The organism is Cellulomonas carbonis (genome assembly GCF_014636275.1).
In the GTDB taxonomy this organism is placed as follows: Bacteria; Actinomycetota; Actinomycetes; order Actinomycetales; family Cellulomonadaceae; genus Actinotalea; species Actinotalea carbonis.
Genome location: NZ_BMEB01000001.1, coordinates 566,874 through 589,977 on the forward strand (window position 1 = coordinate 566,874; position 23,104 = coordinate 589,977).

Consider the following 23,104-nt stretch of genomic DNA (forward strand, 5'->3'; position numbering starts at 1 on the left):
TGGGGGAAGGCCCGTGATGACGAAAAGATAACGGTGCGCCGCCCGCGGCGGTAGTCGCCCGGACGGGGGGATGATCACGGACCCCGCCCCACCGCCCGGCGAGGACCTGGCACAGTTGGGCGCGTCGTGAAACGTCCATGACACACGGATTGCCCTATCGTTCCGGGCACCCCCGGACGGCCGGGGCCGTGCCTTGCCGCGCAGAGTCGCGCGGTGACCGGCGAGACGCGAGAGCGCAGGACGGACGGAGGCCGCAGGTGCCACCAGCAGCAGCACGACCCGGAGCGCGGTACGCGCGAGGACGGGGCAGAGGGAGGCCGACCGTACCGGTGGGCCTCCTCCTCATGACCCTCCTGACGCTGGTCATCGGAGCGTCCCCCGCCTCGGCGGCGACGGAGGTCTGCCAGCCGGACCCGCAGACGGCGTGCCTCGGCGGCACCATCCGCACCTCGGCGGGCGAGCCCGCCGTGGGTGTCGAGCTCGACGTCGCGGGTCCCGAGCAGGTCGCCGCCGTGACCGGTGACGACGGCCGCTGGTCCGCACGCCTGACGGCCGCCGGTGACTACGTCGTGACGCTCGACGAGTCCACGCTGCCCGCCGGGGAGACGCTCCGCGACCCCGCGGCGAACCCGAGGACGGTGTCCGTCGTGCTGGGCTCGTCCGCGGGAGCGCTGTTCCCGCTGGGGCAGCCGACCGCCGGCGGCGGTGGGGGCGGCACCGACGGCGAGGGGGACGACGGGGCGACGGCCCCGCCCGCGACCGGCGGCGAGGGAGGCGGCGAGCCCGGGCTGGACACCGCGCCCGCCGGGTCGTCGGCCGGCGGCGGTTTCAGCTGGTCCCGGCTCGCGCAGCAGGCGAGCGCCGGAATCGTCTTCGGGACGCTCCTCGCGCTCGCGTCGGTCGGCCTGTCCCTGATCTTCGGGACGACCGGCCTGAGCAACTTCGCCCACGGCGAGATGGTCACGCTCGGCGGCATCGCGGCCTACGTCTTCGCCCGCACGGCGGACCTGCCCCTGCTCGTCGCGGGCGCGCTCGCGGTCGTCGTGGGCGCCGCCGCCGGCTGGGCCCAGGACGCCGGGATCTGGAAGCCGCTGCGCCGCAAGAGGGTCGGCCTGACCCAGCAGCTCATCGTGACCATCGGGCTCGCGATCACGCTGCAGTACGTGTTCCAGTTCTTCTTCGGCGGCAGCTCGCTGCGCATCGTCGTCGCGAACCCGCCCACCGTGCGGCTGGGTCCGGTCCTCATCACCCAGCAGTCGCTCATCTCCCTCGCGATCGCGCTCGTGGTGCTCGGCGCGGTCTCGTACTTCCTGCTCGGGACGCGCGTGGGTCGCGCGACACGCGCTGTCTCCGACAACCCAGCGCTCGCCGCGGCGTCCGGCATCGGCGTCGACCGGATCATCCGCCTCGTGTGGACGGTCGGCGGCGCGCTCGCCGCGCTCGGCGGCGTGCTCATGGGCCTGTACCTGAACGCCACGGCCTGGAACATGGGCGCGACCATCCTGCTGCTGATGTTCGCCGCCGTGACGCTCGGCGGGCTCGGCACCGCGTTCGGGGCCCTGGTCGGCTCGCTCGTCATCGGGCTCGTCGTCGAGCTCTCGAACCTCGTCATCCCGTCGGACATGCGTTACGCGGGAGCCCTCGTCATCCTCATCCTCGTGCTGCTGCTGAGGCCCCAGGGCATCCTCGGCCGCGCCGAGCGGATCGGATAGGTGGAAGCCATGGACTGGCCACGCATCCTCACCGTCGTCGCGGGAGAGCTCTTCGCCCCCACCACCGCCGCCTACGCGCTCGCCGCGATCGGCCTCAACGTCCACTTCGGCCTGACCGGCCTGCTCAACTTCGGCCAGGCGGGCTTCATGCTGCTCGGTGCGTACGGGTTCGCGATCTCGACCATCGCCGGGTTCCCGATCTGGGCGGCGCTGCTCGTCGCGGTCGCCTGCTCGACCGTCTTCGCGCTGGTCCTCGGCATCCCGACGCTCAAGCTGCGCGGGGACTACCTCGCGATCGTGACGATCGCCGCCGCCGAGATCGTGCGCATCGTCGGCCGGTCGACCGCGCTCACGGACCTCACGGGCGCCTCGTCGGGCCTGCGCGGCGACAGCTACAAGGAGACGTTCCAGGCGCTGTCGCCGTTCGACGACGGCACGACGACGCTCGGACCGTTCACGTACTCGAACAACGCGTCCAACAGCTGGTGGATCCGGATCGCCGCGTGGGTGGTCGTCGTGCTCGCGTGCCTGCTCGTCTGGCGCCTCATGCGCAGCCCGTGGGGCCGCGTGCTCAAGGGGATCCGCGAGGACGAGGACGCCGTCCGCTCGCTCGGCAAGAACGTCTACGCGTACAAGATGCAGGCACTCGTGCTCGGTGGCGTGATCGGCTCGGTCGCGGGTGTCTTCTACGTGCTGCCACGCGCGGTCCAACCGGACTCGATGGGTCGCCCGATGACGTTCTGGATCTGGACGATCCTGCTCCTCGGCGGCGCCGCGACGGTGTTCGGACCCGTGCTGGGTTCGATGCTCTTCTGGACCGTCCTCATGCTGATCAAGACGGTCGGCCGCGAGGTCATCCCGAACACCATCATGACCAACGCCCAGATCGAGCAGTTCGGCTGGATCGTGGTGGGCGTGACGCTGATGCTCCTGGTGATCTTCCGACCGCAAGGCATCCTCGGCGACAAGAAGGAGCTGGCGATCGATGTCCGCTGAGACCCTGAGCGCCGCGCTGGCGGACGTCCCCCGGAGCCCCGGGGCGCCCAAGCCGGACCCGATCCTCGTGGCGGACTCCGTGACCCGACGGTTCGGCGGGATGACCGCCGTGGACGTCGAGCACATCGAGATCCAGCGGGGTGCGATCACCGCGCTGATCGGGCCGAACGGGGCCGGCAAGACGACCCTGTTCAACCTGCTGACCGGCTTCGACCAGCCCAACACGGGCACGTGGACGTTCGAGGGCCGGTCGCTCGCGGGGGTCCCGGCGGCCAGGGTCGCCCGCTCCGGGATGGTGCGGACGTTCCAGCTGACCAAGGCCCTCAACCGGATGACGGTCATGGAGAACATGCGCCTGGGCGGCGCGCGGCAGCCCGGCGAGAACCTCGGGCGCGCCCTGCTGCCGCCGCTGTGGCGGTCGCGCGAGCGCGAGATCACCGAGAAGGCCGAGCACCTCCTCGAGCGCTTCAAGCTCCTCGAGAAGAAGGGCGACTTCGCGGGGAGCCTGTCGGGCGGTCAGCGCAAGCTCCTCGAGATGGCCCGGGCGCTCATGAGCGACCCCACCATGGTCATGCTCGACGAGCCCATGGCCGGCGTGAACCCCGCGCTCACGCAGTCCCTCCTCGGTCACATCCAGTCGCTGCGCGACGACGGCACGACGGTGCTCTTCGTCGAGCACGACATGCACATGGTCCGGCACATCTCCGACTGGGTCGCCGTGATGGCCGAGGGGCGCCTCGTCGCCGAGGGCCCGCCGTCGACCGTCATGGCCGACCAGGCCGTCGTCGACGCCTACCTGGGAGCGCACCACGACACGGACCTCGGTGACGACAGCCTCCTCGAGGACGAGGCCGTCACCCGACAGCTCGAGGCCGAGGCCCAGGCCGAGGACACCGAGCGCGCCCACGAGAAGGAGCAGCCATGACCGCCCCCGCCGGCGTCCCGGACGGCGCCCCCGACCGCGGTGAGCCGCTGCTGCGCGCCGCCGACCTCGTCGCCGGGTACCTGCCTGGCGTCAACATCCTCAACGGCTGCGACCTCGACCTGTACCCGGGCGAGCTCATCGGGATCATCGGACCCAACGGTGCGGGCAAGTCGACGCTGCTCAAGGCGCTGTTCGGGCTCGTCACGATCCGCAGCGGCTCGGTGACCCTGGGCGGCGAGACGATCACGAACCTGCGGGCGGACGCCCTGGTCCACCGCGGGGTGGGCTTCGTCCCCCAGAACAACAACGTCTTCCCGTCGCTGACGATCGAGGAGAACCTCCAGATGGGCGCGTTCCAGCGCCCGCGCGCGTTCGCGCAGCGGTTCGACGCGATCGTCGACCTGTTCCCGACCCTCGGGGACCGGCGCAAGCAGCGCGCCGGGTCGTTGTCGGGCGGCGAGCGGCAGATGGTCGCCATGGCGCGCGCGCTCATGATGGAACCGTCGGTGCTGCTGCTCGACGAGCCGTCCGCGGGCCTGTCCCCCGTGCGTCAGGACGAGACGTTCCTGCGTACGCGACGGATCAACAAGACGGGCGTGTCGATCATCATGGTCGAGCAGAACGCCCGTCGCTGCCTCCAGATCTGCGACCGCGGCTACGTCCTGGACCAGGGCCGCAACGCGTACACGGCCACGGGCCGGGAGCTGATGAACGACCCGAAGGTCATCGAGCTCTACCTCGGGACGCTCGCGACCGACGTCGAGGACGCCGAGCGGAGCGGCAAGCCCGCCTGAGCACGCGACGAGGGGCCCGGACCGCACGGTCCGGGCCCCTCGTCATGGGCGCCCGTCGGTCGGCAGCCGTCCCGTCCCGGGCGCCCACCGTCGTGGGCGAATCACGGACGAGGGCCCGGCCGGGTCGTCCCCGGCCGGGCCCTCGCCCGATCGATCAGCCGCGAGCCGTCGAGGTCACTCGACCTCGCCGAACTCCGCCTTGACCCAGGTGTACTTGTTCTCGGCGTCGTAGCGGTAGATCCCGACGAACGCCGACGACGGGTCGTTCTGCTCGTTGAACGGCCCGGCACCCGAGACGGCCTGGTACGCGATGTCCTCGCCGTCCTCGAGCAGCGCCGCGCACTCCTCGAAGCCCGTGCACTCGGTCCCGCCCTCGGCGCCCGAGACGGCCGCCATGTTCTCCTGGATGGTGGGGCCGTCCGTGGCACCGCCGCGCACGGCCGCGAGGGCCGCGAGCATCACGGCGTCGTACGACTCGGCCGCGTAGGAGAAGTCCTTGAGCGACCCGTCGACCTCGAGCAGCCGCGCCTGGAAGTCCTCGTCGGGGAACGCACCAGGGAGGGTGCCCTGCGCGCCCTCGAGCGTGCCCGGCTCGAAGACCTCGCTGTAGTCGGACAGGTTGCCGTCCGTGAAGTACAGCTTGGACGTGTCGAAGCCGGCCGACGCGAGCGCCGGGACGATGAGCTTCGACTGGTCGAACGCGATGACGACGATGGCGTCCGGGCTGGTCGCGAGCGCCTCCGTCACGACGGACGGGATGACGTCGTCGGACGCGGGGTCGAACTCCTCACCCGGGTTCCCGTAGACGACCGTCCCGCCTGCCGCCTCGATGGTCTCCTTGGCGACGTCGCGCAGCGTGATGCCGTAGTCGTCGTTGAAGACGATGAACGCGACGTTGGCGTGCCCGTCGTTGACGACGAGGTTGCCCAGGGCCGAGCCCTGCACGACGTCGGACGGGGCCGTGCGGAAGTAGAACGGCGAGTAGCCGCTGAGCTTGGTCGCGGTGTTGGCCGGCGAGATCTGCACGATCTCGGCGTTGGTGATGTCGTCGACGACGTTGAGCGTCACCGAGGACGACGCGGCACCGACGATCACCTGCGCGTTGCGGCTGATGAGGTCCGTCACCGACTGGGTCGCGACCTCGGCGTTGTCCGCGTCCGAGGAGTCCGTGTGGACGATCTCGACCTCGGAGCCGAGCACGCCGCCCGCAGCGTTGATCTCCTCGATCGCCAGGTCGACGCCCGCGATCTCGGGCGGGCCGAGGAAGGCGAGGGAGCCGGTCTGGGGCAGGAGCGAGCCGACGACGAGCGGGGTGGCCTCGCCGCCGCCGGAGGACGAGCCGCCGTCGGCCTCGTCGTCGTCGCCGCCCTCCTCGCCGCCGCCGCCGCAGGCGGCCAGGACCAGGGCGACGGCACCGGCGAGCGCTGCTGCCCGGGCCGTGTGGGTGGATCTCTTCATGTGTGACACCCCTCGTGTGCACGCGGTCTCCGACGACGGGGTGTGGCCCGTCCTCGGACTGTGTGCCGGAAAGGTACCCCCGATGTGTATCCGGTTGGTGAAATCCGCCGTAGCAGGGCCCGTCGTTGCCGAGTTGTGACGTAGGTCCCACATGCTGGGCAACGATTCGCGCGCTCGGAGCGCCCCGGGACGACGGTTCCCGTCGCGGGACGACGACGCCCCCGACGAGAACCGTCGGGGGCGTCCGGCCGAGCGTCGTCAGTCGGCGGAGCCGACCTGCTCGATCACGGCGTCGGCGACCTCGCGCATCGTCAGCCGGCGGTCCATCGACGTCTTCTGGATCCAGCGGAAGGCGTCGGGCTCGGTGAGGCCCATCTTCGTCATGAGCAGGCCCTTGGCGCGGTCCACGCGCTTGCGGGTCTCGAAGCGCTCGGCGAGGTCCGCGACCTCCGACTCGAGCGCGGTGATCTGCTTGTAGCGGGAGATCGCGATCTCGACCGCGGGCAGCAGGTCGGCGGGCGTGAACGGCTTGACGACGTAGGCCATCGCTCCCGCGTCGCGCGCGCGCTCGACGAGCTCGGTCTGCGAGAACGCGGTCAGCAGCACGACCGGCGCCGCGTGCTCCTTGCCGATCTTCTCGGCCGCCGTGATGCCGTCCATCACGGGCATCTTCACGTCCATCACGACGACGTCGGGCCGCAGCTCGACCGCCAGCCGGACGGCGGACTCGCCGTCCCCGGCCTCACCGACGATGTCGAAGCCGGCCTCGCGGAGCGACTCGACGACGTCCATGCGGATGAGTGCCTCGTCCTCGACGACGACCGCGCGACGCCCGGCCCGGACCGGCGCCTCCTCGGCGGCGTCGGACGGCGCGATGTCCTCGCCGGTGAGGTCGAGCGCGGGGTTCTGCGGGGCGTCGGCGTCTGTCACGCGCGCCAGCCTAGTGCGACGAGAGCCCCGATGGCTCACGCGACGCTCCGGTCCCGAGCTTCCTCGGTGGCGGCCGCGACGCACCCCGGTCCCGGTCGACCTGGTGCGACGCCTCCCCGCCCGCCGCCGACCGCGGCCCGACCGGGAGCGCCGGGGCGCCACGCCGCAGGACTGCGCCCCCGACGTGCGCCCCGACGTGCGCCTCGTGCCCCCGGAGGGACTCGAACCCTCACGCCTCGCGGCACCCGGGTTTGAGCCGAGCGCGTCTGCCAGTTCCGCCACAGGGGCAACTGCGGTAGCTAGACCCTAGGGCACCGCTCGAGGCCCGGGTGCGTCCGCCGTGTCGACTCCCCGGGCCCCGGCCCCACGGGGGGCGGTCGCTGCGCCCGTGGGTCCCGGAGGGTAGGCCGACCGGAGGCGCTCCCACTCGCCGCGGCGCAACGGCAGTACGCCGCCGTGCTTGGTGTCCGGCGGCATCCGGAACTCGTCCTCCGGGACGGGCTCCCAGCGACCGGCGAGCAGGTCGGTCGTCCGGAAGCCGACGTACCCCTGCGGCCGCCGGCTGTACTGGTCGAGGAACAGGTACCAGACGTCGGCGTGGTGGTCCTTGAAGAGGATGGGCGCCTCGAGCCTGTCGTAGCGGTCGGCTCCGATCCGGGTCGCGACCGTGCGGTAGTCCGGCGAGAGGAGCGCCGGGCCGACCTCGTGGTGCACGCGGTCCGAGCCGGGCTCGAGCGACTCCTGCTTGGAGACCCGGTGCACGAGCCCGTCCTGGACGAGGACCGTCGTGTCGATGACGTCGTCGCCGCGGTCCACGAGCACCTCCGGACGCCCGACGCGGCGGAAATCGGGCGTCCACGCCGCGAGGACCCGGCTGTAGGCGTCCCCACGGTGCTCGGGGTCGTCCGCCGCGTAGAGCTTGGACGACCAGAAGAGCAGGAACTCCCGACGGTCGGCGTCGTAGAGGGCCTCGGGAGCCCACGCCATGCCGGCCGTGGGCGGAGCCACCTCGAGCGTCCACGGCTGCGACCACTCGACGAGGTCCTCGGACCGCCACACGAGCACGTCGCGGCTCCCGTGCCGGGTCCAGGCGTCCCACCCGGCGTCGTCCCCGCCGTAGATGCGCAGGTCGGTCGCGACGAGGAAGAACTCGTCCCGGCCCCGCACGACGTACGGGTCACGGATCCCGGTGGTGCCCAGGACCGAGCGGAGCAGCGGCTCTCCCCCGTTGAGGCGGACCCACGAGCACGGGTCGTCCCCGTCGCTCAGCGAGAGGTACACCTGCTCCCCGTACCCCTCGGGGTCCTCGACGAAGTGCACGAGCAGGTACCCGAACGGCTCCTGCGACGCCGCGGACGACACCGTGGAGCGCTCCTGGCCCGTCACGGGGCCTGCAGCAGGAACATGCTCCACGACGCGGGAGGCAGGGTCGCACGCAGGATGGTCCCGTCCATCGCAGCCGCCGGGTGCGCCGTGGGCACCACCCGGTCCGGCTCGTCGACCGTGTTCACGGCGAACAGGTCGTCGTCGCCGACGAGCGTCGCCTCGACGAGGCCGACCTCGCCGAAGCCGCGCAGCTGCGCGGAGACGGCGACCTCCTCGGCCGGGTCGCGGTTGACGACGAACACCGCGAGACGGCCCGTCGCGGCGTCCCACGTCGCGACCGAGTCGAGCACCGGCACGTCGCCGTGCTTGCTGGTCGAGAGCGTCGGCACGTCGAGCCGGAGGTCGAGCACCTCTCCCTGGGCGTGGCGCGCCGTCAGCGCGAACGGGTGGAAGATCGACTGGCGCCAGGCGGGGCCGTCCGGCTCGCACCGGATGGCGCTGATCGTGTTGACGAGCTGCGCCTGGCACGCGACGGTGACCCGGTCGGCGTGCTTGAGCAGGGTGATGAGCAGCGACCCGACGACGACGGCGTCGAGGGCCGTGTAGGCGTCCTCGCTCAGCCGCGGCGCCTCGGTCCAGTCGTCCGGGAGTCCGCCGGCCTGCATCTCGCGCAGGTACCAGACGTTCCACTCGTCGAACGCGATGTTGATCCGCTTCGCCGAGGAGAGCTTCGCGCCCACGTGGTCCGCGGTCGCGATCACCTCGCGGATGAACAGGTCCATGTCCACCGACGACGCGAGGAAGCTCGCGACGTCCTCGCCGTCGAGCTGGTAGTAGGCGTGCGCGGAGACGAGGTCGACCACGTCGTAGGTGTGCTCGAGCACGGTCGCCTCCCACGACCCGAAGGTCGGCATGGAGCGGCCCGAGCTCCCGCACGCGACCAGCTCGAGGCCGGGGTCGAACTGGCGCATCGCCCGCGCCGTCTCCGCCGCGAGGCGTCCGTACTCCGTCGCCGTCTTGTGGCCGAGCTGCCACGGGCCGTCCATCTCGTTGCCCAGGCACCACATCCGGATCCCGTGCGGTTCCTTCACGCCGTGCTCGACGCGCGCGTCGGACAGCGCGGTGCCCTCGGGATGGTTGGCGTACTCGAGGAGGTCGACGGCCTCCTGGAGGCCGCGCGTGCCGAGGTTCATCGCCATGATCGGCTCGACCTCCGCCTTCCGGGACCACTCCATGAACTCGTTGAGCCCGAAGGCGTTGGTCTCCACCGTGCGCCAGGCAGGGTCGAGCCGGGTGGGACGGTCCCCGACCGGGCCCACCCCGTCCTCCCACCGGTAGCCCGAGACGAAGTTCCCGCCCGGGTACCGGACCGCGGTGACGCCCAGCTCGCGCACCAGCGCGAGGACGTCGCCCCGGAAGCCGCTGTCGTCCGCGGTCGGGTGGCCGGGCTCGTAGATCCCGCCGTAGACGCAGCGGCCCATGTGCTCCACGAACGAGCCGAACACGCGGCGGTTGACGGGTGCCACGGTGAACGCCGGGTCGATCGAGAGCGTGCCGTTGTGCATGAGTTCTCCTGTGCGGTGGTGACGTCCCCGGGCGGGGGCCTCAGAGCCGTGTGACGGGTGGTCGCGAGCCGTGGACGGGGATCGCGAGGCAGGGCGTGCGGACGGTGCGACGTCGCAGCGGTGGGTAGGGGTGGGCAGGGTCGGCAGGGAGCGCCCCCGGGTGCCGGCGCTCGGCCGGCACCCGGGCGGTGGTCAGCCGCCGATCTGGTTCTCCAGGTCGGCCTGCGCCTGGTCGAGCGCCTGCTGCGGCTCGACCCCGTTCTCGAAGATCTCCGTCCAGGTGACGGTCGTGAACATGTTGTCCAGGGCGGGCAGGTTCGGGTTGGTGAACGCCTCGAAGTGGCCGATGTCGCCCTTGACCTCGTTGAGCACGTCGAACAGGTTCGTCTGGAAGTACTGGTTGAACTTGTTGTCGGGGTTCTGGGTGACCTCCTCGTCCTCCCACACCGCCATGTTCACCGGGTCGAACCCGAGCACCTCCCAGACGGCGACGTTCGCCTCCGGCGAGAGCTTGGCGAAGGCGAGCCACTCGGCGGCGAACTCCTTGTCGGGCGACGCCTCCGTCACGGCGGTCCCGGTGCCGCCGCCGCCGATCGTCGCGACCTCACCGCCGTCGACCACGGGGGCCGGCGCGATGGCGACGTCACCGGCGAGGTCCGGCATGTAGTCGACGAACCGCGACGTGTACCAGGCGGGGTAGACGATGGCCGCGTAGTCGCCCCGGTTGATGGCGCCGAACGCCTCCTCGGAGTCCGGGCTCCCCCCGGGGATCGTCGAGATCGCACCGGCGTCGAGCATGCCCTTCTCGATCTCGAGCGCCTCGACCACCTCGGGGCTGTTCACCGCGACGGCCCCCTCGTCGTCGAAGAAGCTGCCGCCGAGCTGCGCGACGAGGAGCGGCTCGACCATGTCGACGCCCGTGCTCGCGACGCCGAACGCCTTGCCCGTCGCCTGGTTGTAGGCGACGCCCGCGGCCTCGAAGTCGTCCCAGGTCTCGATGGTCGTGTAGTCGATCCCGGCGGCCTCGAGCAGGGTCGCGTTGTAGAACGCCACGAACGCGCCCACGTGCATCGGGAAGCCGTAGATCCCACCGGCGCGGCTGTACAGGTCCAGGCGCGCCTGGACGATGTCGTCGACGTACGGCTCCGCCGCCTCCGTGAGGTCCATGAGCGGCGTCCGGCCGTCCTCCGTGACGAAGTTGGAGAACTTGCTCACCTCGATGTCGACGACGTCGGGCAGCCCGGAGCCCGAGTTCGCGGCGAGCTGCAGCTTGTTGTGCATGTCGTCGTACGGGTACACCGTGACCTCGAGGTCCACGGGCCGGTCCGGGTTGGCCTCGTTCCACTGCTCGGCCATCTGCTCGTAGTAGGCGGCGTGGAGCTCGGCGAACACCCACATGTCGAGGCTGACGGGCTCGCCGTCAGCGGTCGGGGACCCCTCCTGGCCGCCGCCGCTGCAGGCGGACAGGCCCAGGACGCCGGCCAGGCCGGCCGCGGTCAAGGAGAGGAGCGTGCGAGATCCAGCCATGTCGTGACTCCGATTCGTTGGGTTGTCGGTCAGCCCTTGAGCGCGCCGGCGGTCATCCCGGCGACGAAGAACCTCTGGAAGAGCAGGAACAGGACGAGGACGGGCAGGAGCGAGAAGAAGGACCCGATGATGAGCAGCTCGTAGTTGTTGCCGTACGGCGTGAGCAGCGTGTTGAGCCCGATGGGCAGCGTGAACTTCTCCGCCGAGCGGAGCACGAGGAGCGGCCACAGGAAGTTGTTCCAGATGACCATCCCGTTGAGGATCGCCATCGCGGCGAACGCCGGTCGCGCGATCGGGACGACGATCTTGAAGAAGATCCCGAACTCCGTCACGCCGTCGACGCGTCCGGCCTCGAGGAGCTCCTTCGGGATGCCCAGGAAGTACTGCCGGAAGAAGAAGATGGTCACCGAGGCGGCGAGGAACGGGAACACGATGACGGAGTAGGAGTCCGCCAGCCCGAGGTCGTTCACCAGGACGAACAGCGGCAGCATCATGATCTCGAAGGGGACGGTCATGAGCAGCAGCACCGCGATGAACCAGGCGTTCTTGCCCTTGAAGTCGTACATCGCGAACCCGTAGGCGACGAACGAGCTCACCAGGAGCGTCCCGGCGACCTGCACCGCGGTGAGGACGACGGAGTTGAGGAACCACCGGAAGTACAGGCCCGAGTCGGTGAACAGCATCCGGTAGTTGTCCAGCGACAGCGCCTGCAGGTCGATGTCGAGCGTGAGCCCGTTGCGGAGGATCTCGTTGCCGTCCTGGAAGGTGCCGACGAAGATCGCCACGAGCGGCACGAGCACGATGAGCGTGAGCAGGACGAGGAAGGCGGTCTGGACGGCGACGAACAGACCGCGCGGCAGCGGGTGCTTGGTCCGCACGGGACGCCCGGGTCCCGGCGGGCCCGCCGAGGTCGCCTCGGCGGCCGTGGCGACGGTCACGGGCAGCGGGGCGGGCCCGGTCATCGGACCGACTCCTTCCGGAACGTCCCGGTCAGCGTGAGGTAGGTCAGGTTGATGGCCATGATCACGACGAGCAGGACGACACCGACGGCCGAGGCGAACCCCAGGTCGTTCTCCTCGATCCCCCTGCGGTAGAGGTAGCCGACGACCGTGAGGCCCTGGTTGTTCGGGGAGTTGTTGCCGGCGTAGAGCATGAAGCTCTCGAGGAACATCGCCAGGCCGCCGTAGATGCTGATCGTGGTGACGTAGACGATCGTCGGCTTGAGGTTGGGGAGCGTGATCTGGAAGAACTGCCTCACGCGCCCGGCTCCGTCGATCGACGCCGCCTCGTAGTACTCGTCCGGGATGGACTGCATCCCGGCGAGGAAGTACAGGATGTTGACCCCCGTGTACCGCCACATCGCCAGCGCCAGCAGGGCGACCAGACCGCCCGTGTCGGTCCGCAGCCACCGCACCGGGTCGGCACCGAGGAGCGCGAGCACCTGGTTCATCAGGCCGGTCCCGGTCTCGGCGAACATGAGGCGGAAGATGATGCCGGCCACCACGATCGAGGTCAGCGCGGGGACGAACATCGACGCCTTGAAGAACCCCTTCACGCGCTCGCTGCCGATCCTGGAGCTGATGATCGCGGCGAGGACCAGGGGGATGGGGATCAGCAGCAGGAGCGTGAGCACCATGTACCGGGCGCTGTTGAACATCGCCTGCCAGAAGATGCGGTCCCCCCACAGCCGCTCGTAGTTCTCCGCGCCGACGAAGGATGCCTGCCCGAAGAGCACGTTCTGCGTGCTCATGACGAACGTCCGGCCGAGCGGGACCGCCCAGAAGACCAGCAGCGTGATCACGAACGGGGCGATGAAGAAGTACGGCGCGAGCCGCTGGGAGTAGAGCACTCCCCTGACCTGGGCCCGCCCGCTGCGCTGCGACGGCGCGGCGGGCCGTTGCAAGGTGTCCACGTGGTTCTCCCGCTCTCGGGGTTCCGTCGTCGGCCGACGTGGGGGACCTGTCCGGCCCTCCCCCTGTCGCCCGCAGAACCGGGGCCTCACGTCACGCCTCGTCGCGTGCCGTGCGCCGGGCACCTCGCCCGAGGTGACCGCCAGGACGTGCCCACGGCCACCGCCGTCGCATGCGGCGGCCCCGGATATGTGACGTTACACATCCGTCGCCACGGCGTTTACGACGTCGTAAACCGTGTACAGCCATGCTGACCCGACGCCCCGCGGCCTGTCAAGGACGCGCCGTGAGCCGCCACCGCCGCGGCTCCCGCCTGTAGGCTTCCCGCACCCGTCGACGCGGCGTGCGAGCGGTCCCGTCGCGCGTCCGACGTCGAGGGCCGACCCGTCCGCGTCCTGCGGATCTGCGCGGACACCGATCGACCACGGGAGTGCGGAGCCGGCGTGAGTGTGACCATGCGCGACGTCGCGCTGCGGGCCGGTGTCTCGAACAAGACCGTCTCCAACGTGGTCAACGACCACCCGCACGTCCACCCCGCGACGCGTGCGCGCGTCCAGCAGGCGATCGACGAGCTCGGCTACCGACCCAACATGTCGGCCCGTGGCCTGCGCTCGGGCCGGACGGGCGTCATCGGTCTGGCCGTCCCCGACCTCCGGCAGCCGTACTTCGCCGAGCTCGCGGACGCCGTCCTCGCGGCGGCCGAGCGGCGCGGGCTCGGCGTCATCGTCGGTCAGGTCGGCGCCGACCGGGACCACGAGATCGCCGTCCTCGCCAACGGCCTGCGGCAGACGGACGGGCTGCTGTTCAGCCCCCAGCAGCTCGGCACCGAGGACCGCGGCCTCCTCGACCACCTCCGGTACCCGCTGGTCCTGCTGGGCGAACGCATCTTCGGCGGGCCGACGGACCACGTCACGATGCACAACATCGAGGGCGCGCGTGCCGCCGTCGACCACCTGCTCGCCCAGGGACGACGCCGCATCGCCGTCGTCGGCGCCCATCCGGACGGACGCACCGGGCAGCTGCGCCCGTCGGACCTCCGCATCCGCGGGTACCGGGAGGCGCTCGAGGCGGCCGGCCTGCCCCTCGACCCGCGTCTCGAGCGGACCGCCGCTCCGTGGCACCCCGAGGACGGCGCCGACGCCACCCGCGAGCTCCTGGCGGCCGACGTGGACGTCGACGCTGTCTTCGCCTTCAACGACGCGCTCGCGATCGGTGTCCTGCGCGCCCTCGGCGAGGCCGGCCGCCGCGTCCCGGAGGACGTCGCAGTGATCGGCTTCGACGACATCAGCAACGGCCGCTTCACGCTCCCGTCCCTGTCCACCGTCGACCCGGGGCGCGACGAGATCGCGGAGGTCGCGGTGGACATGCTCGTCGAGCGCATCGGGTGGGGACCCGGCGCCGGACCCCCGCCACGGCTGCACAAGGCGTCCTTCCGCGTCGTGGCGCGCGAGTCGACCGGGGCGACCCTGGCGGAGGGCACCTCGGCGTGGTGAGGATGAGCGACGTCGCGCGCGAGGCGGGCGTCTCGCCGATGACCGTGTCGAACGTCGTGAACGGGCGGCCGGGGGTCAAGGCCGAGACGCGGCAGCGCGTGCTCGAGGCCGTCGAGCGGCTCGGCTACCGTCCGAACGCCACGGCCAGGCTGCTGCGCGGAGGTCGGTCCGGGGCGATCGGCCTCCTGGTGCCCGACGTCGACACGGGCTACTACGCCCACCTCGCCGCGCGGCTCGGGGCCGTCGCGGAGGCCCACGGCTACCACGTCGTCACCGAGCGGACGGGCGGGACGCGCGAGGGCGAGCTCGGCGCGCTCTACCCGGCCCGGGTCGCCGCGTACGACGCGATCGTGATGAGCCCCGTGGTGCTCGATGCCGGTGACCTGCGCGCGGCGCGCATCGAGCGGCCGTGCGTGCTCCTCGGTGAGCGACCGCTCCCCGGCCCGTTCCCCCACGTGATGATGGACAACATCGGCGGCAGCATGCTCGCCACCGAGCACCTCCTCCGGGCGGGTGCGCGCCGCATCGCGCTCGTCGGCGGACGGCGGGCCGTGGCGTTCGGCGACATGGCCTCGCTGCGCAGCGTCGGCTACCGGCGTGCCCACGGCGACGCGGGGATCGAGGTCGACGACGACCTGATCGTCGAGGTCGGCTCGTACAGCATGCGGGACGGCTACGACGCCGTCCTCGCCCTGCACGCGGAGCAGGTCGACTTCGACGCCGCGTTCGTCCTCACCGACGCGGCCGCGATGGGTGTCCTGCGCGCGCTGGCCGACATCGGCCGCCGGGTGCCGCAGGACGTGCAGGTGGTGGGCTTCGACAACGACGCCGAGGCGGACTTCACGATCCCCCGGCTCACCACCGTGGAGCCCGGCAACGACGCCATGGCGAGGGAGATCGTCCGTCTGCTCCTGGCGCAGACCGGCGACGGCGGCCGGCCCCCCGGTCCGGGTGACCGCGTGGCCGAGGCCCGCCTGGTCGTCCGGGAGTCCACCCTGAGTGCCCGGGACGTACGCTCAGGAAGGTGACCAGCGCGACGACGCCGTCCGGTGCGCGACGTCCGCCCACGCCCCGTCGTCGCGTCGCGGCCGTCGCGGGCGTCGCGGCCACCGCGGTCGCGCTCGGTCTCGCCGAGCTCGTCGCCGGCCTGCTCCCCCGTGGCCGGTCGCTGGTCCTCGCGGTCGGCGACGTCGTCGTCGACCGCGTCCCTGGCTGGCTCGAGCGCGCCGCGATCGCCGTCCTGGGGACGGCGGACAAACCCGTCCTCGTCGTCGGGGTCCTCGTCGTGTCCGCCGCCGTGGGCGCGGCCCTCGGTGTCCTGGCCCGCCGCCGGTTCGTCCTCGCCGCGCTGGGCCTCACGGGGTTCGCCGTCGTGGGCGTCGTCGCCGCGCTCGCCGACGAGCGGACCACGCCGTGGGTCGCCGTGGTCTGCGGCCTGCTCGGCGCGGTCGCGGGCGTGGCGGTCCTCCGGGTCCTGCTGGACGCGGCGGCAGGGCCGGTGCCGCGCGCGGGGTCTGCGCCGCCGCGGGGCGTCGACGCGGGGTCTGCGCCGCCGCGGGGCGTCGACGCGGGGTCTGCGCCGCCGCGGGGCGTCGACGTCGGTCGCCGACCGTTCCTCACGCTGGTCGCCGTCGCCGCCGTCGTCGCGGCGTCGACCGCGGTGGCCGGGCGGTGGCTCGCGGCGTCGGACCGCGTCGAGCGGATCCGCGCGGCGCTGCGGCTGCCACGGCCCGCCCGGCCGGCGCCGCCCGTCCCGGCAGGGGCGGCGCTCGCCGTCCCCGGCCTCACGCCGCTCTTCGTCCCCAACGACGACTTCTACCGCATCGACACCGCGCTGACGGTCCCGCAGGTCGACCCCGGCACGTGGATGCTCGAGGTGCGCGGCATGGTCGACCGCCCCTTCAGCCTGAGCTACGACGAGCTGCTCGCGATGCCGCACGTGGAGGCGGACGTCACGCTCGCGTGCGTCTCCAACGAGGTCGGCGGCGGTCTCGTCGGCAACGCCCGGTGGCAGGGCGTCCCGCTGGGCGCGCTGCTGGAACGGGCCGGTGTCCGCGACGGGGCGACGCAGCTGCTGGGCCGCTCCGTCGACGGCTTCACGGCGGGGTTCCCCGTCGCCCTGGCGCTCGGCACGCAGGACGCGCTCGTGGCCGTCGGCATGAACGGCGAGCCTCTCCCCGCCGCGCACGGCTTCCCGGCCCGGCTCGTCGTCCCGGGCCTGTACGGGTACGTGTCGGCGACCAAGTGGCTCTCCGCGATCGAGCTGACGACCTTCGAGGACGAGGTCGGGTACTGGATCCCTCGGGGCTGGGCCCGTGACGGACCCGTCAAGACGCAGTCGCGGATCGACGTCCCCGCGGCGGCATCGACCGTGCGGCCCGGTGTCCGGCCCGTCGCGGGCGTGGCGTGGGCCCCGACGCGCGGGATCGAGCGCGTCGAGGTGCGCGTCGACGACGGCCCCTGGGTCGAGGCGCGGCTCGCGGACAGCCTCGACGTCGACTGCTGGCGGCAGTGGGTGCTCGAGTGGGACGCCGCACCGGGCCGCCACGTCCTGACGGTCCGTGCGACCGACGGCACCGGCGAGCCCCAGACCGACGAGCGCACCCCGGTCGCGCCGGACGGCGCGTCCGGGCACCACAGCGTCGAGGTGCTCGTCGAGGGGTGAGGACGGGTCACCCGTGCGGCGCGACCGTGACCCTGTTGCGTCCGCGACGCTTCGACTCGAGCACGGCCGCGTCCGCGGACGCCAGGGCGTCGCGCTCGAGCCCGTCGGCCGCCCCGACCCCGACCGACACGGTGACGGTGAGCCCGCTCGCGACCTGCCCCCAGTCGTGGTCGAGCACGGCGCGACGCACCCGCCGTGCGACCTGGTGCGCGGCGTCCGCGTCGCCGACGGGCAGGACGAGGAACTCGTCGCCGCCGTACCGGACGAGGACGTCGTCCGCCCGGGCGACCGATCGCAGGAGCTCGCCGAGGCGGCGGAGCACCGCGTCGCCCACCGCGTGGGACCAGCGGTCGTTGACGGACTTGAAGTCGTCGACGTCGATGAAGACGACGCGCTGCGGTGCACCCTCGGCGAGGACGCGCTCGAGCGCACGACGGTTCCCGAGGCCTGTCAGCGAGTCCTGCAGCGCCTCGGCGCCCGCGCGCTCGCTGCGGTCGGTCAGCTCGCGCAGGTGGTGCCGGTCGTTCAGCGCCGCGAACCGCGCCTCGCGCTCGGACCACACCTTGTGCAGCCCGGCCACGGCCAGCCCACGCCACAGGTCGGCGCCACGGCTCGTGCCGTGCTCCGCGGCGTGGACCCGGGCGAGGGCGACGGTCGCGGTCTGGCTCCACAGCTCGTGCCCCGCGTCGTCGGCGTCGGCGAGCATGGTCTCGAGGGCGGTCGTGGCCGCCGCGTAGTCGCCGCGCCGCTCCGCGTCGGCCGCCATCACGAGGTGCACGAGGTGCGTCTCGACGAGCTCCGCGCGGGCCGAGAAGGAGCCCGCCGCGGCCCGGCACCGCGCGGCGGCGAGCTCGACCTCGCCGAGCCGCATCATGGCGTACGACTCGATCACGTGCGACCGGGCCGCCATGCGCTCGTCGCCGACCCTCGCCGCCGCACGACGCATGCGTCGGCTGCGCGAGGCGGTCAGCACGAAGTAGGACCCCGCCTCACGGTCCCGCTCGAGCAGCACGAGGCTCGTCCCCCAGTGCGCCGAGAGGAGGCCGAGCTCCTGCCAGACGAGCACGTCGACACCCGGACCGCCACCACCCCGGACCGCGGACAGCGCGGCGTCGGCCTCCTCGAGGAGGTTGACGGACCGCAGCGCGAGGGCGACGGCCATGCTCGCGGACAGGTGGCCGTACGTCCCCACGGGGATCCGGCGCCGCAGCCAGTCGGCCTCCGCGATCGCCGCCATGGCCGTGCCGTGGCCACCGATCCGCCCCGACGCCTCCGACACGATCGACAGGGCCTTCGCGCGCCACACCGGCTCCGGCTCGTCGCCGAGGGAGGCCAGGAGCTCCTGCGCGCGGACCACCGCGTCCGCGTGGCGGCCGAGCTCCTGGAGGGCGACCGCCTCGACGTACCGGAGGTAGCGCGCGGTCACGACGTCGTCCGCGGCCACGGCCAGCGCGAGCCCGTGACGGCACAGCAGGACGGCGTCCTCGGAGAACCCGTCGACGTACGCGGCGTGCGCGGCGTCCGCGAGCGCGTCCCACGGGCCGAACTCACCGCGCACGTCGAGCGCCGTGGATCGGACAGCACGGGTCACCATGGCCGCCCTCCCCGCTGCTCCGCCCGGCAGCCGCTCGTCGTCGTACCGCAGTGTGCCCGGTCCGCCGCGTGCCGCACAGGACGAAGTCCCGTGGCCACCCACCGCGAGACGTGACGACGATCAGCCCTGCCCGCCCACGTGCTCCTTGACCGGGGACGCCGCGCGGAGCACCGTGGCAGGAGCAGGGGCAGGCGCCGAGGAGGACCGATGCGCTCGCACGACCGCGGCGCGGCCGCGGGCGGGACGCGTGGACGGACGACGTCGCGCCTGCTCGGCGCGGCGCTCGTCGCCCTCGCGGTCGCCTGCGCGCCCACGGCTCCCGCCGACGGCGATCCCGAGCCGTCCCCTCCTGCCACGTCGAGCCCGACCGCGACGGTCCCGCCGTCGCGCACGCCGACCCCGTCTCCCGCCCCCGCACCGGAGCCGACGCCCGAGCCCGAACCCGAGCCGGCACCCCAGCCGCCCGCACCCCCGCCCGAGCCGGCGCCCGCACCCGAGCCGGCGCCCGCACCCGAGCCGTCCGTGCCACCGGTCACGGGCGACCTGCCGCCGGCGTGGCGCGGCGTCGACCTCGAACGTCTGCCCACGTCGGCCCGTCAGGTGGCCCTGACGTTCGACGGCGGCGCCTCGGACACCGCCGTCGCCTCGATCCTCGCGACGCTCGACCGGTACGACGCACCGGCGACGTTCTTCGTCACCGGGGCCTTCGCGCGCGCCTACCCCGACGCGGTCCGGGCGGTCGCCGCCGCGGGGCACCCCGTCGGCAACCACAGCGACACCCACCCGGACTTCACCGTCACGACGAGCGCGGCCATCCGCGCCGAGCTCGCGGCGGCCGACGCGAGCATCAGCGCACTCACGCGCACGCCGACCCGACCGCTCTTCCGCTTCCCGTTCGGCGCGCGCACGCCCGAGGACATCCGGGTCGTCAACGCCGTGGGGTACGTCCCGGTGCGCTGGAGCGTCGACACGCTCGGCTGGAAGGGCACGTCGGGCGGCCTCGACGCGGCCACGGTGCACCGCCGGGTCGTCGACGGCCTGCAGCCGGGTGCGATCGTCCTCATGCACGTCGGCAGCAACCCCGACGACGGGACGACGCTCGACCCGGACGCCCTCCCGGGGATGATCGAGGAGATCCGCGCACGCGGCTACACGCTGGTCGACCTGCGCGACGTCGGGCGCTGACGGGTCCGCGGCCCCGCTCCGCGTGGACACGGATTGACACGGACCGTCGGGTCACGGTCTCCTGACCGTGCTGCGCCGGCGCGCCGAGGCGTCGACAGCGCCCGACCGTGGTCGGGAGCGCCCGCGCAGCTCGGGACGGACGGCACGCGCCGACGACCCCGAGCCCTGGAGGCACCCGATGAGCACCGTCCCGGGTCCCTCGTGGGCCGACCACGTGGCCGCGCTGCACCGGCTGACGGCCCGCCTCGCCGAGGAGTCGCCCGACGAGTACGTCGCGTCGCGGCCACGCGACGGGGCCGACGACGCCGCCCTCCGGCGCGCCGAGGAGCGGCTCGGCCACCCCCTCGACCCGCAGCACGCCGGACTGCTGCGCGCCGCGGACGGGTGGACCCAGGTGGTGCTCGACGGGGACCTCCTGGCCACCGACGAGCTCGGCGAGGGAGCGCTCTGGGACCGCGGCTCGACCCTGCTCGACGACGTCTTCCTGTACGCGCCGTCGCCCGGGCTGCCCGCACGCGACGCCCTCTACCCGGTGTTCGTCGCCCCCTACGAGCGGGACGTCGTCGCCGTGCGCCGGGACGGGCCGCGGACGGCCGGTGGCCACGAGGTGCTGTGGTTCAGCGACGAGCTCGTCGCGGTGTGGCCCGACGCGACCCAGTGGTGGGCGGCGCTCGTGCACATCGCGCGCGAGACCCTGCACTACGTGAGCGTCCGTCCCGACCCGTGAGGCGCACCGCAGCGCGTCCGTGACGGGCGACCCGGCGACGACGTGTCAGCCGTCGCCGTCGTCCGACGCGTCGTCGTCGCGCAGGGCCGTCGCGTCCACCGGCTCCTCCAGCTCCGGCAGGAGCTCGTAACGGGTCCGGTACAGGTCGAGCAGCGACAGGAGCATCGCGACCACGGGGATCGCGAGCAGCGCGCCGGCGACGCCGAACATCGCCGTCCCGAGGATGACCGACGCGAAGCTGACCGCCGGGTGCACGTTCACGGCGCGGGCGCTGATCCGCGGCTCGATCGTGAGGTTCTCGACCTGCTGGTAGAGCACCGCCCACGCGAGGACGATCACGCCGAGCCACGGGTTGGGGCTGAGGAGCCCGACGAGGACCGGCAGGACGATCGCGATGTACGTCCCGATCGCGGGGACGAACTGCGCCACGAGGCCCGTCCACAGCGCCAGCGCCAACCACGACGGCAGCCCGATGACGACGAAGACGATGCCGCTCGCGGTCGCGTTGACCGCGGCGAGCACCACCCGCGCCGCGACGTAGCGGCCCGTCTTCTCGGCCGTGGTGTCCCACACGACGACCGTCGTCTCCTGGACCCGCGGCGGGAAGAGCGAGGCGATCCACCGCCGCAGCCGCGGGCCGTCGGCGGAGAGGTAGAAGAGGAACAGCGCGAACATGAAGAAGCTCGCGACGGCGCCGGCGATCGACCCCAGCACCGCGAGCACCCCCCCGGCGAGCTGGCTCGCGACGCCCGCGGCGCGCTCGGGCGACAGGTCGATGTGGGAGACGAGGTCCTCGATCCGGTAGTCCGTCCCGAAGCGCGCGTTGACCCACGCGAGGCCGTCCTCCGCGAGCGACGGCACGCTGCGCACGAGGTTCGCGACCTGCTCGACGACGAGCTGCCCGAAGAGGGCGACGAACACGACCAGGAAGAGGACGACGCCGAGCATGACGAGCCCGGTCGCCGCACCGCGCGGCATCCGGCGCGCCAGCCGGCCGACGGCGGGCTCGATGGCGAGCGACGCGAACCACGCCATGACGATCGTGAAGATCAGGGAGCTGCCCTGTCCGAGGACGAAGCGCAGCACCATCACGAGCGCGATGAGGGCGATGACGACCCAGCCGATGCGCCACACGTTGCCCGGGTCCAGCAGCATGCGGGTGCCCAGGTCCGCCCTGGTCACCCGTCGGTCGTTCGCGCGCACGGCGCCTCCTTCGGTCGTGCTGATCGTGCCGCAGACGACGCGCCCCGGTCGCGCAACGCGCCCGAGGACCGGTCGGGTCGCACCGCGCGCTCTGTCCGCACCCGCCCGACCCACCCGACCCGGCACCATGAGCGCATGACCGACCACGCGCACCCGGGCGAGCGCACCGTCGTGCCGACACCGCACGGTGAGGCGGTGGCCCACGTCCGGACGGCCCTGGACCCGACGGGGCTGGTCGTGCTCGGCCACGGCGCGGGCGGCGGCGTCGACGCGCCCGACCTGGCGGTGGTCGCGCGTGTCGCAGCCGACCTGCAGCTCACGGTCGCTCTCGTCGAGCAGCCGTACCGCGTCGCGGGACGGCGCCTCCCACCGCGCGGACCCGCGCTCGACGAGGCCTGGCGCGCCGTCGTGACGTCCCTGCGCCCGCGGTGGCCGGGCGGTCCGCTCGTCGTCGGCGGCCGCTCCGCCGGGGCCCGCACCGCCTGCCGCACCGCGGACGGCCTCGGGGCCGACGGCGTCCTGTGCCTCGCCTTCCCGGTCCGCCCGCCCGGCCGCCCCGACGCGCCCGACCGGCTCCCGGAGCTGGACGCCGTCGGGGCACCCGTGCTCGTCGTGCAGGGCGAGAAGGACCCGTTCGGCCTGCCGCCGGACCGCCCGGGCCGCGAGGTCGTGGTCGTCCCGGGCGACCACTCGCTCCGCAGCGGGCTCGCGGAGGTCGAGCACGAGGTGCACCGCTGGCTGCTCGACGTGACAGGGCCGGCGTCGCGCGGCTGAGGATCCGCCGGACGGTCAGGGTCGGGGGTCCACGCGCCGCCACGGCCGGTCGTCGCGGCGCGCGCCGGTCCCCGCCGCGCAGCGTCGGCACACGACCTCGACGCGGTCCGCGTCGCGGCCCGTCGCCGGCTGGACGTCCGCCCAGCCGACGTGCGGGAAGCGCTCGAGCGGCTCCCTGCTGAGTGCGAGGCCGCACACCGTCTGGTTGGTCCCGGGCACCCAGGCGTGCACGGTGCCGGCCGGCATGCGGATCCCGTCCGGGTCGGTCCACCGCCCGGTCGCGGCGACCGACGCCGTCCGGACGGTCCTGCGTGCCACGT

20 protein-coding genes and 1 tRNA gene are annotated in these 23,104 nt (G+C 72.9%); 10 read left to right on the forward strand and 11 right to left on the reverse strand.

Annotated elements, in window-relative coordinates:
• Positions 1-344 precede the first annotated feature (344 nt).
• From IEV86_RS02580 to IEV86_RS02595, 4 genes are read left to right on the forward strand one after another with little or no spacing between them, the layout of a single operon-like run.
• The gene (locus IEV86_RS02580; RefSeq protein ID WP_052425930.1) at positions 345-1,712 is read left to right on the forward strand and encodes a branched-chain amino acid ABC transporter permease; all 1,368 of its coding nucleotides are present in this window, start codon (positions 345-347) and stop codon (positions 1,710-1,712) included.
• Between the two features lie 9 nt (positions 1,713-1,721).
• Positions 1,722-2,708, forward strand: coding sequence for a branched-chain amino acid ABC transporter permease (locus IEV86_RS02585; RefSeq protein WP_043603601.1), 987 nt, complete (start codon positions 1,722-1,724; stop codon positions 2,706-2,708).
• Entirely contained in the window at positions 2,698-3,633 is a 936-nt protein-coding gene (locus IEV86_RS02590; RefSeq protein ID WP_043603604.1) for an ABC transporter ATP-binding protein, read from the forward strand. Before IEV86_RS02585 ends, IEV86_RS02590 begins: the two co-directional genes overlap by 11 nt.
• Entirely contained in the window at positions 3,630-4,427 is a 798-nt protein-coding gene (locus IEV86_RS02595; protein ID WP_043603607.1) for an ABC transporter ATP-binding protein, read from the forward strand. Before IEV86_RS02590 ends, IEV86_RS02595 begins: the two co-directional genes overlap by 4 nt.
• A 174-nt stretch (positions 4,428-4,601) precedes the next feature.
• On the opposite strand, the gene IEV86_RS02600 is transcribed toward IEV86_RS02595, so the two are convergent.
• The 8 genes from IEV86_RS02600 to IEV86_RS02635 form a co-directional block, all read right to left on the reverse strand.
• Complete coding sequence (locus tag IEV86_RS02600) at positions 4,602-5,885, reverse strand: ABC transporter substrate-binding protein (protein WP_043603609.1); 1,284 nt, start codon at positions 5,883-5,885, stop codon at positions 4,602-4,604.
• Between the two features lie 258 nt (positions 5,886-6,143).
• Positions 6,144-6,761, reverse strand: coding sequence for an ANTAR domain-containing response regulator (locus IEV86_RS02605; RefSeq protein WP_229734487.1), 618 nt, complete (start codon positions 6,759-6,761; stop codon positions 6,144-6,146).
• A 260-nt stretch (positions 6,762-7,021) separates the two neighbouring features.
• A tRNA-Leu gene (locus IEV86_RS02610) sits at positions 7,022-7,103 on the reverse strand.
• Positions 7,104-7,121: 18 nt separating this feature from the next.
• Positions 7,122-8,201: a glycoside hydrolase family 43 protein gene (locus IEV86_RS02615; protein WP_052425925.1), complete on the reverse strand. Its 1,080-nt coding sequence runs from the start codon at positions 8,199-8,201 to the stop codon at positions 7,122-7,124.
• A complete protein-coding gene (gene arfA / locus IEV86_RS02620) occupies positions 8,198-9,706 on the reverse strand; it encodes an arabinosylfuranosidase ArfA (protein ID WP_043603615.1) in 1,509 nt (502 codons plus the stop codon). The genes IEV86_RS02615 and arfA overlap by 4 nt, the downstream gene beginning before the upstream one ends.
• Positions 9,707-9,898: 192 nt before the next feature.
• Entirely contained in the window at positions 9,899-11,233 is a 1,335-nt protein-coding gene (locus IEV86_RS02625) for an ABC transporter substrate-binding protein (protein ID WP_043603618.1), read from the reverse strand.
• Between the two features lie 29 nt (positions 11,234-11,262).
• A complete protein-coding gene (locus IEV86_RS02630) occupies positions 11,263-12,195 on the reverse strand; it encodes a carbohydrate ABC transporter permease (protein WP_081978524.1) in 933 nt (310 codons plus the stop codon).
• On the reverse strand, positions 12,192-13,145 hold the full coding sequence (locus tag IEV86_RS02635) for a carbohydrate ABC transporter permease (RefSeq protein WP_229734440.1): 954 nt from the start codon (positions 13,143-13,145) through the stop codon (positions 12,192-12,194). The genes IEV86_RS02630 and IEV86_RS02635 overlap by 4 nt, the downstream gene beginning before the upstream one ends.
• Before the next feature lie 441 nt (positions 13,146-13,586).
• Here IEV86_RS02635 and IEV86_RS02640 point away from each other — a divergent pair, with 441 nt between their 5' ends.
• From IEV86_RS02640 to IEV86_RS02650, 3 genes are read left to right on the forward strand one after another with little or no spacing between them, the layout of a single operon-like run.
• Positions 13,587-14,636 (forward strand): LacI family DNA-binding transcriptional regulator, encoded by a 1,050-nt coding sequence (locus IEV86_RS02640; RefSeq protein WP_043603623.1) that lies wholly within the window; start codon positions 13,587-13,589, stop codon positions 14,634-14,636.
• Positions 14,637-14,638: 2 nt separating this feature from the next.
• Entirely contained in the window at positions 14,639-15,664 is a 1,026-nt protein-coding gene (locus IEV86_RS02645; protein ID WP_043603626.1) for a LacI family DNA-binding transcriptional regulator, read from the forward strand.
• Positions 15,661-17,301 (forward strand): molybdopterin-dependent oxidoreductase, encoded by a 1,641-nt coding sequence (locus IEV86_RS02650; RefSeq protein ID WP_188484534.1) that lies wholly within the window; start codon positions 15,661-15,663, stop codon positions 17,299-17,301. Before IEV86_RS02645 ends, IEV86_RS02650 begins: the two co-directional genes overlap by 4 nt.
• Positions 17,302-17,308: 7 nt before the next feature.
• Here the strand turns inward: IEV86_RS02650 and IEV86_RS02655 are convergent, their stop codons facing one another.
• A complete protein-coding gene (locus IEV86_RS02655) occupies positions 17,309-18,895 on the reverse strand; it encodes a GGDEF domain-containing protein (protein ID WP_052426426.1) in 1,587 nt (528 codons plus the stop codon).
• Positions 18,896-19,102: 207 nt separating this feature from the next.
• Between IEV86_RS02655 and IEV86_RS02660 the strand changes: the two genes are divergently transcribed.
• Complete coding sequence (locus IEV86_RS02660) at positions 19,103-20,080, forward strand: polysaccharide deacetylase family protein (protein WP_052426427.1); 978 nt, start codon at positions 19,103-19,105, stop codon at positions 20,078-20,080.
• Positions 20,081-20,258: 178 nt separating this feature from the next.
• On the forward strand, positions 20,259-20,807 hold the full coding sequence (locus tag IEV86_RS02665; protein WP_152605711.1) for a hypothetical protein: 549 nt from the start codon (positions 20,259-20,261) through the stop codon (positions 20,805-20,807).
• A gap of 45 nt (positions 20,808-20,852) precedes the next feature.
• Here the strand turns inward: IEV86_RS02665 and IEV86_RS02670 are convergent, their stop codons facing one another.
• Positions 20,853-22,010 carry an AI-2E family transporter gene (locus tag IEV86_RS02670; RefSeq protein ID WP_229734441.1) on the reverse strand — a complete coding sequence of 386 codons (1,158 nt, stop codon included), beginning with the start codon at positions 22,008-22,010 and terminating at the stop codon, positions 20,853-20,855.
• 135 nt (positions 22,011-22,145) lie between these two features.
• On the opposite strand from IEV86_RS02670, the gene IEV86_RS02675 reads away from it, so the two are divergent.
• Entirely contained in the window at positions 22,146-22,784 is a 639-nt protein-coding gene (locus IEV86_RS02675) for an alpha/beta hydrolase family protein (RefSeq protein WP_043608496.1), read from the forward strand.
• 15 nt (positions 22,785-22,799) lie between these two features.
• On the opposite strand, the gene IEV86_RS02680 is transcribed toward IEV86_RS02675, so the two are convergent.
• Complete coding sequence (locus IEV86_RS02680; protein ID WP_043608499.1) at positions 22,800-23,102, reverse strand: hypothetical protein; 303 nt, start codon at positions 23,100-23,102, stop codon at positions 22,800-22,802.
• Between the last annotated feature and the right edge of the window lie 2 nt (positions 23,103-23,104).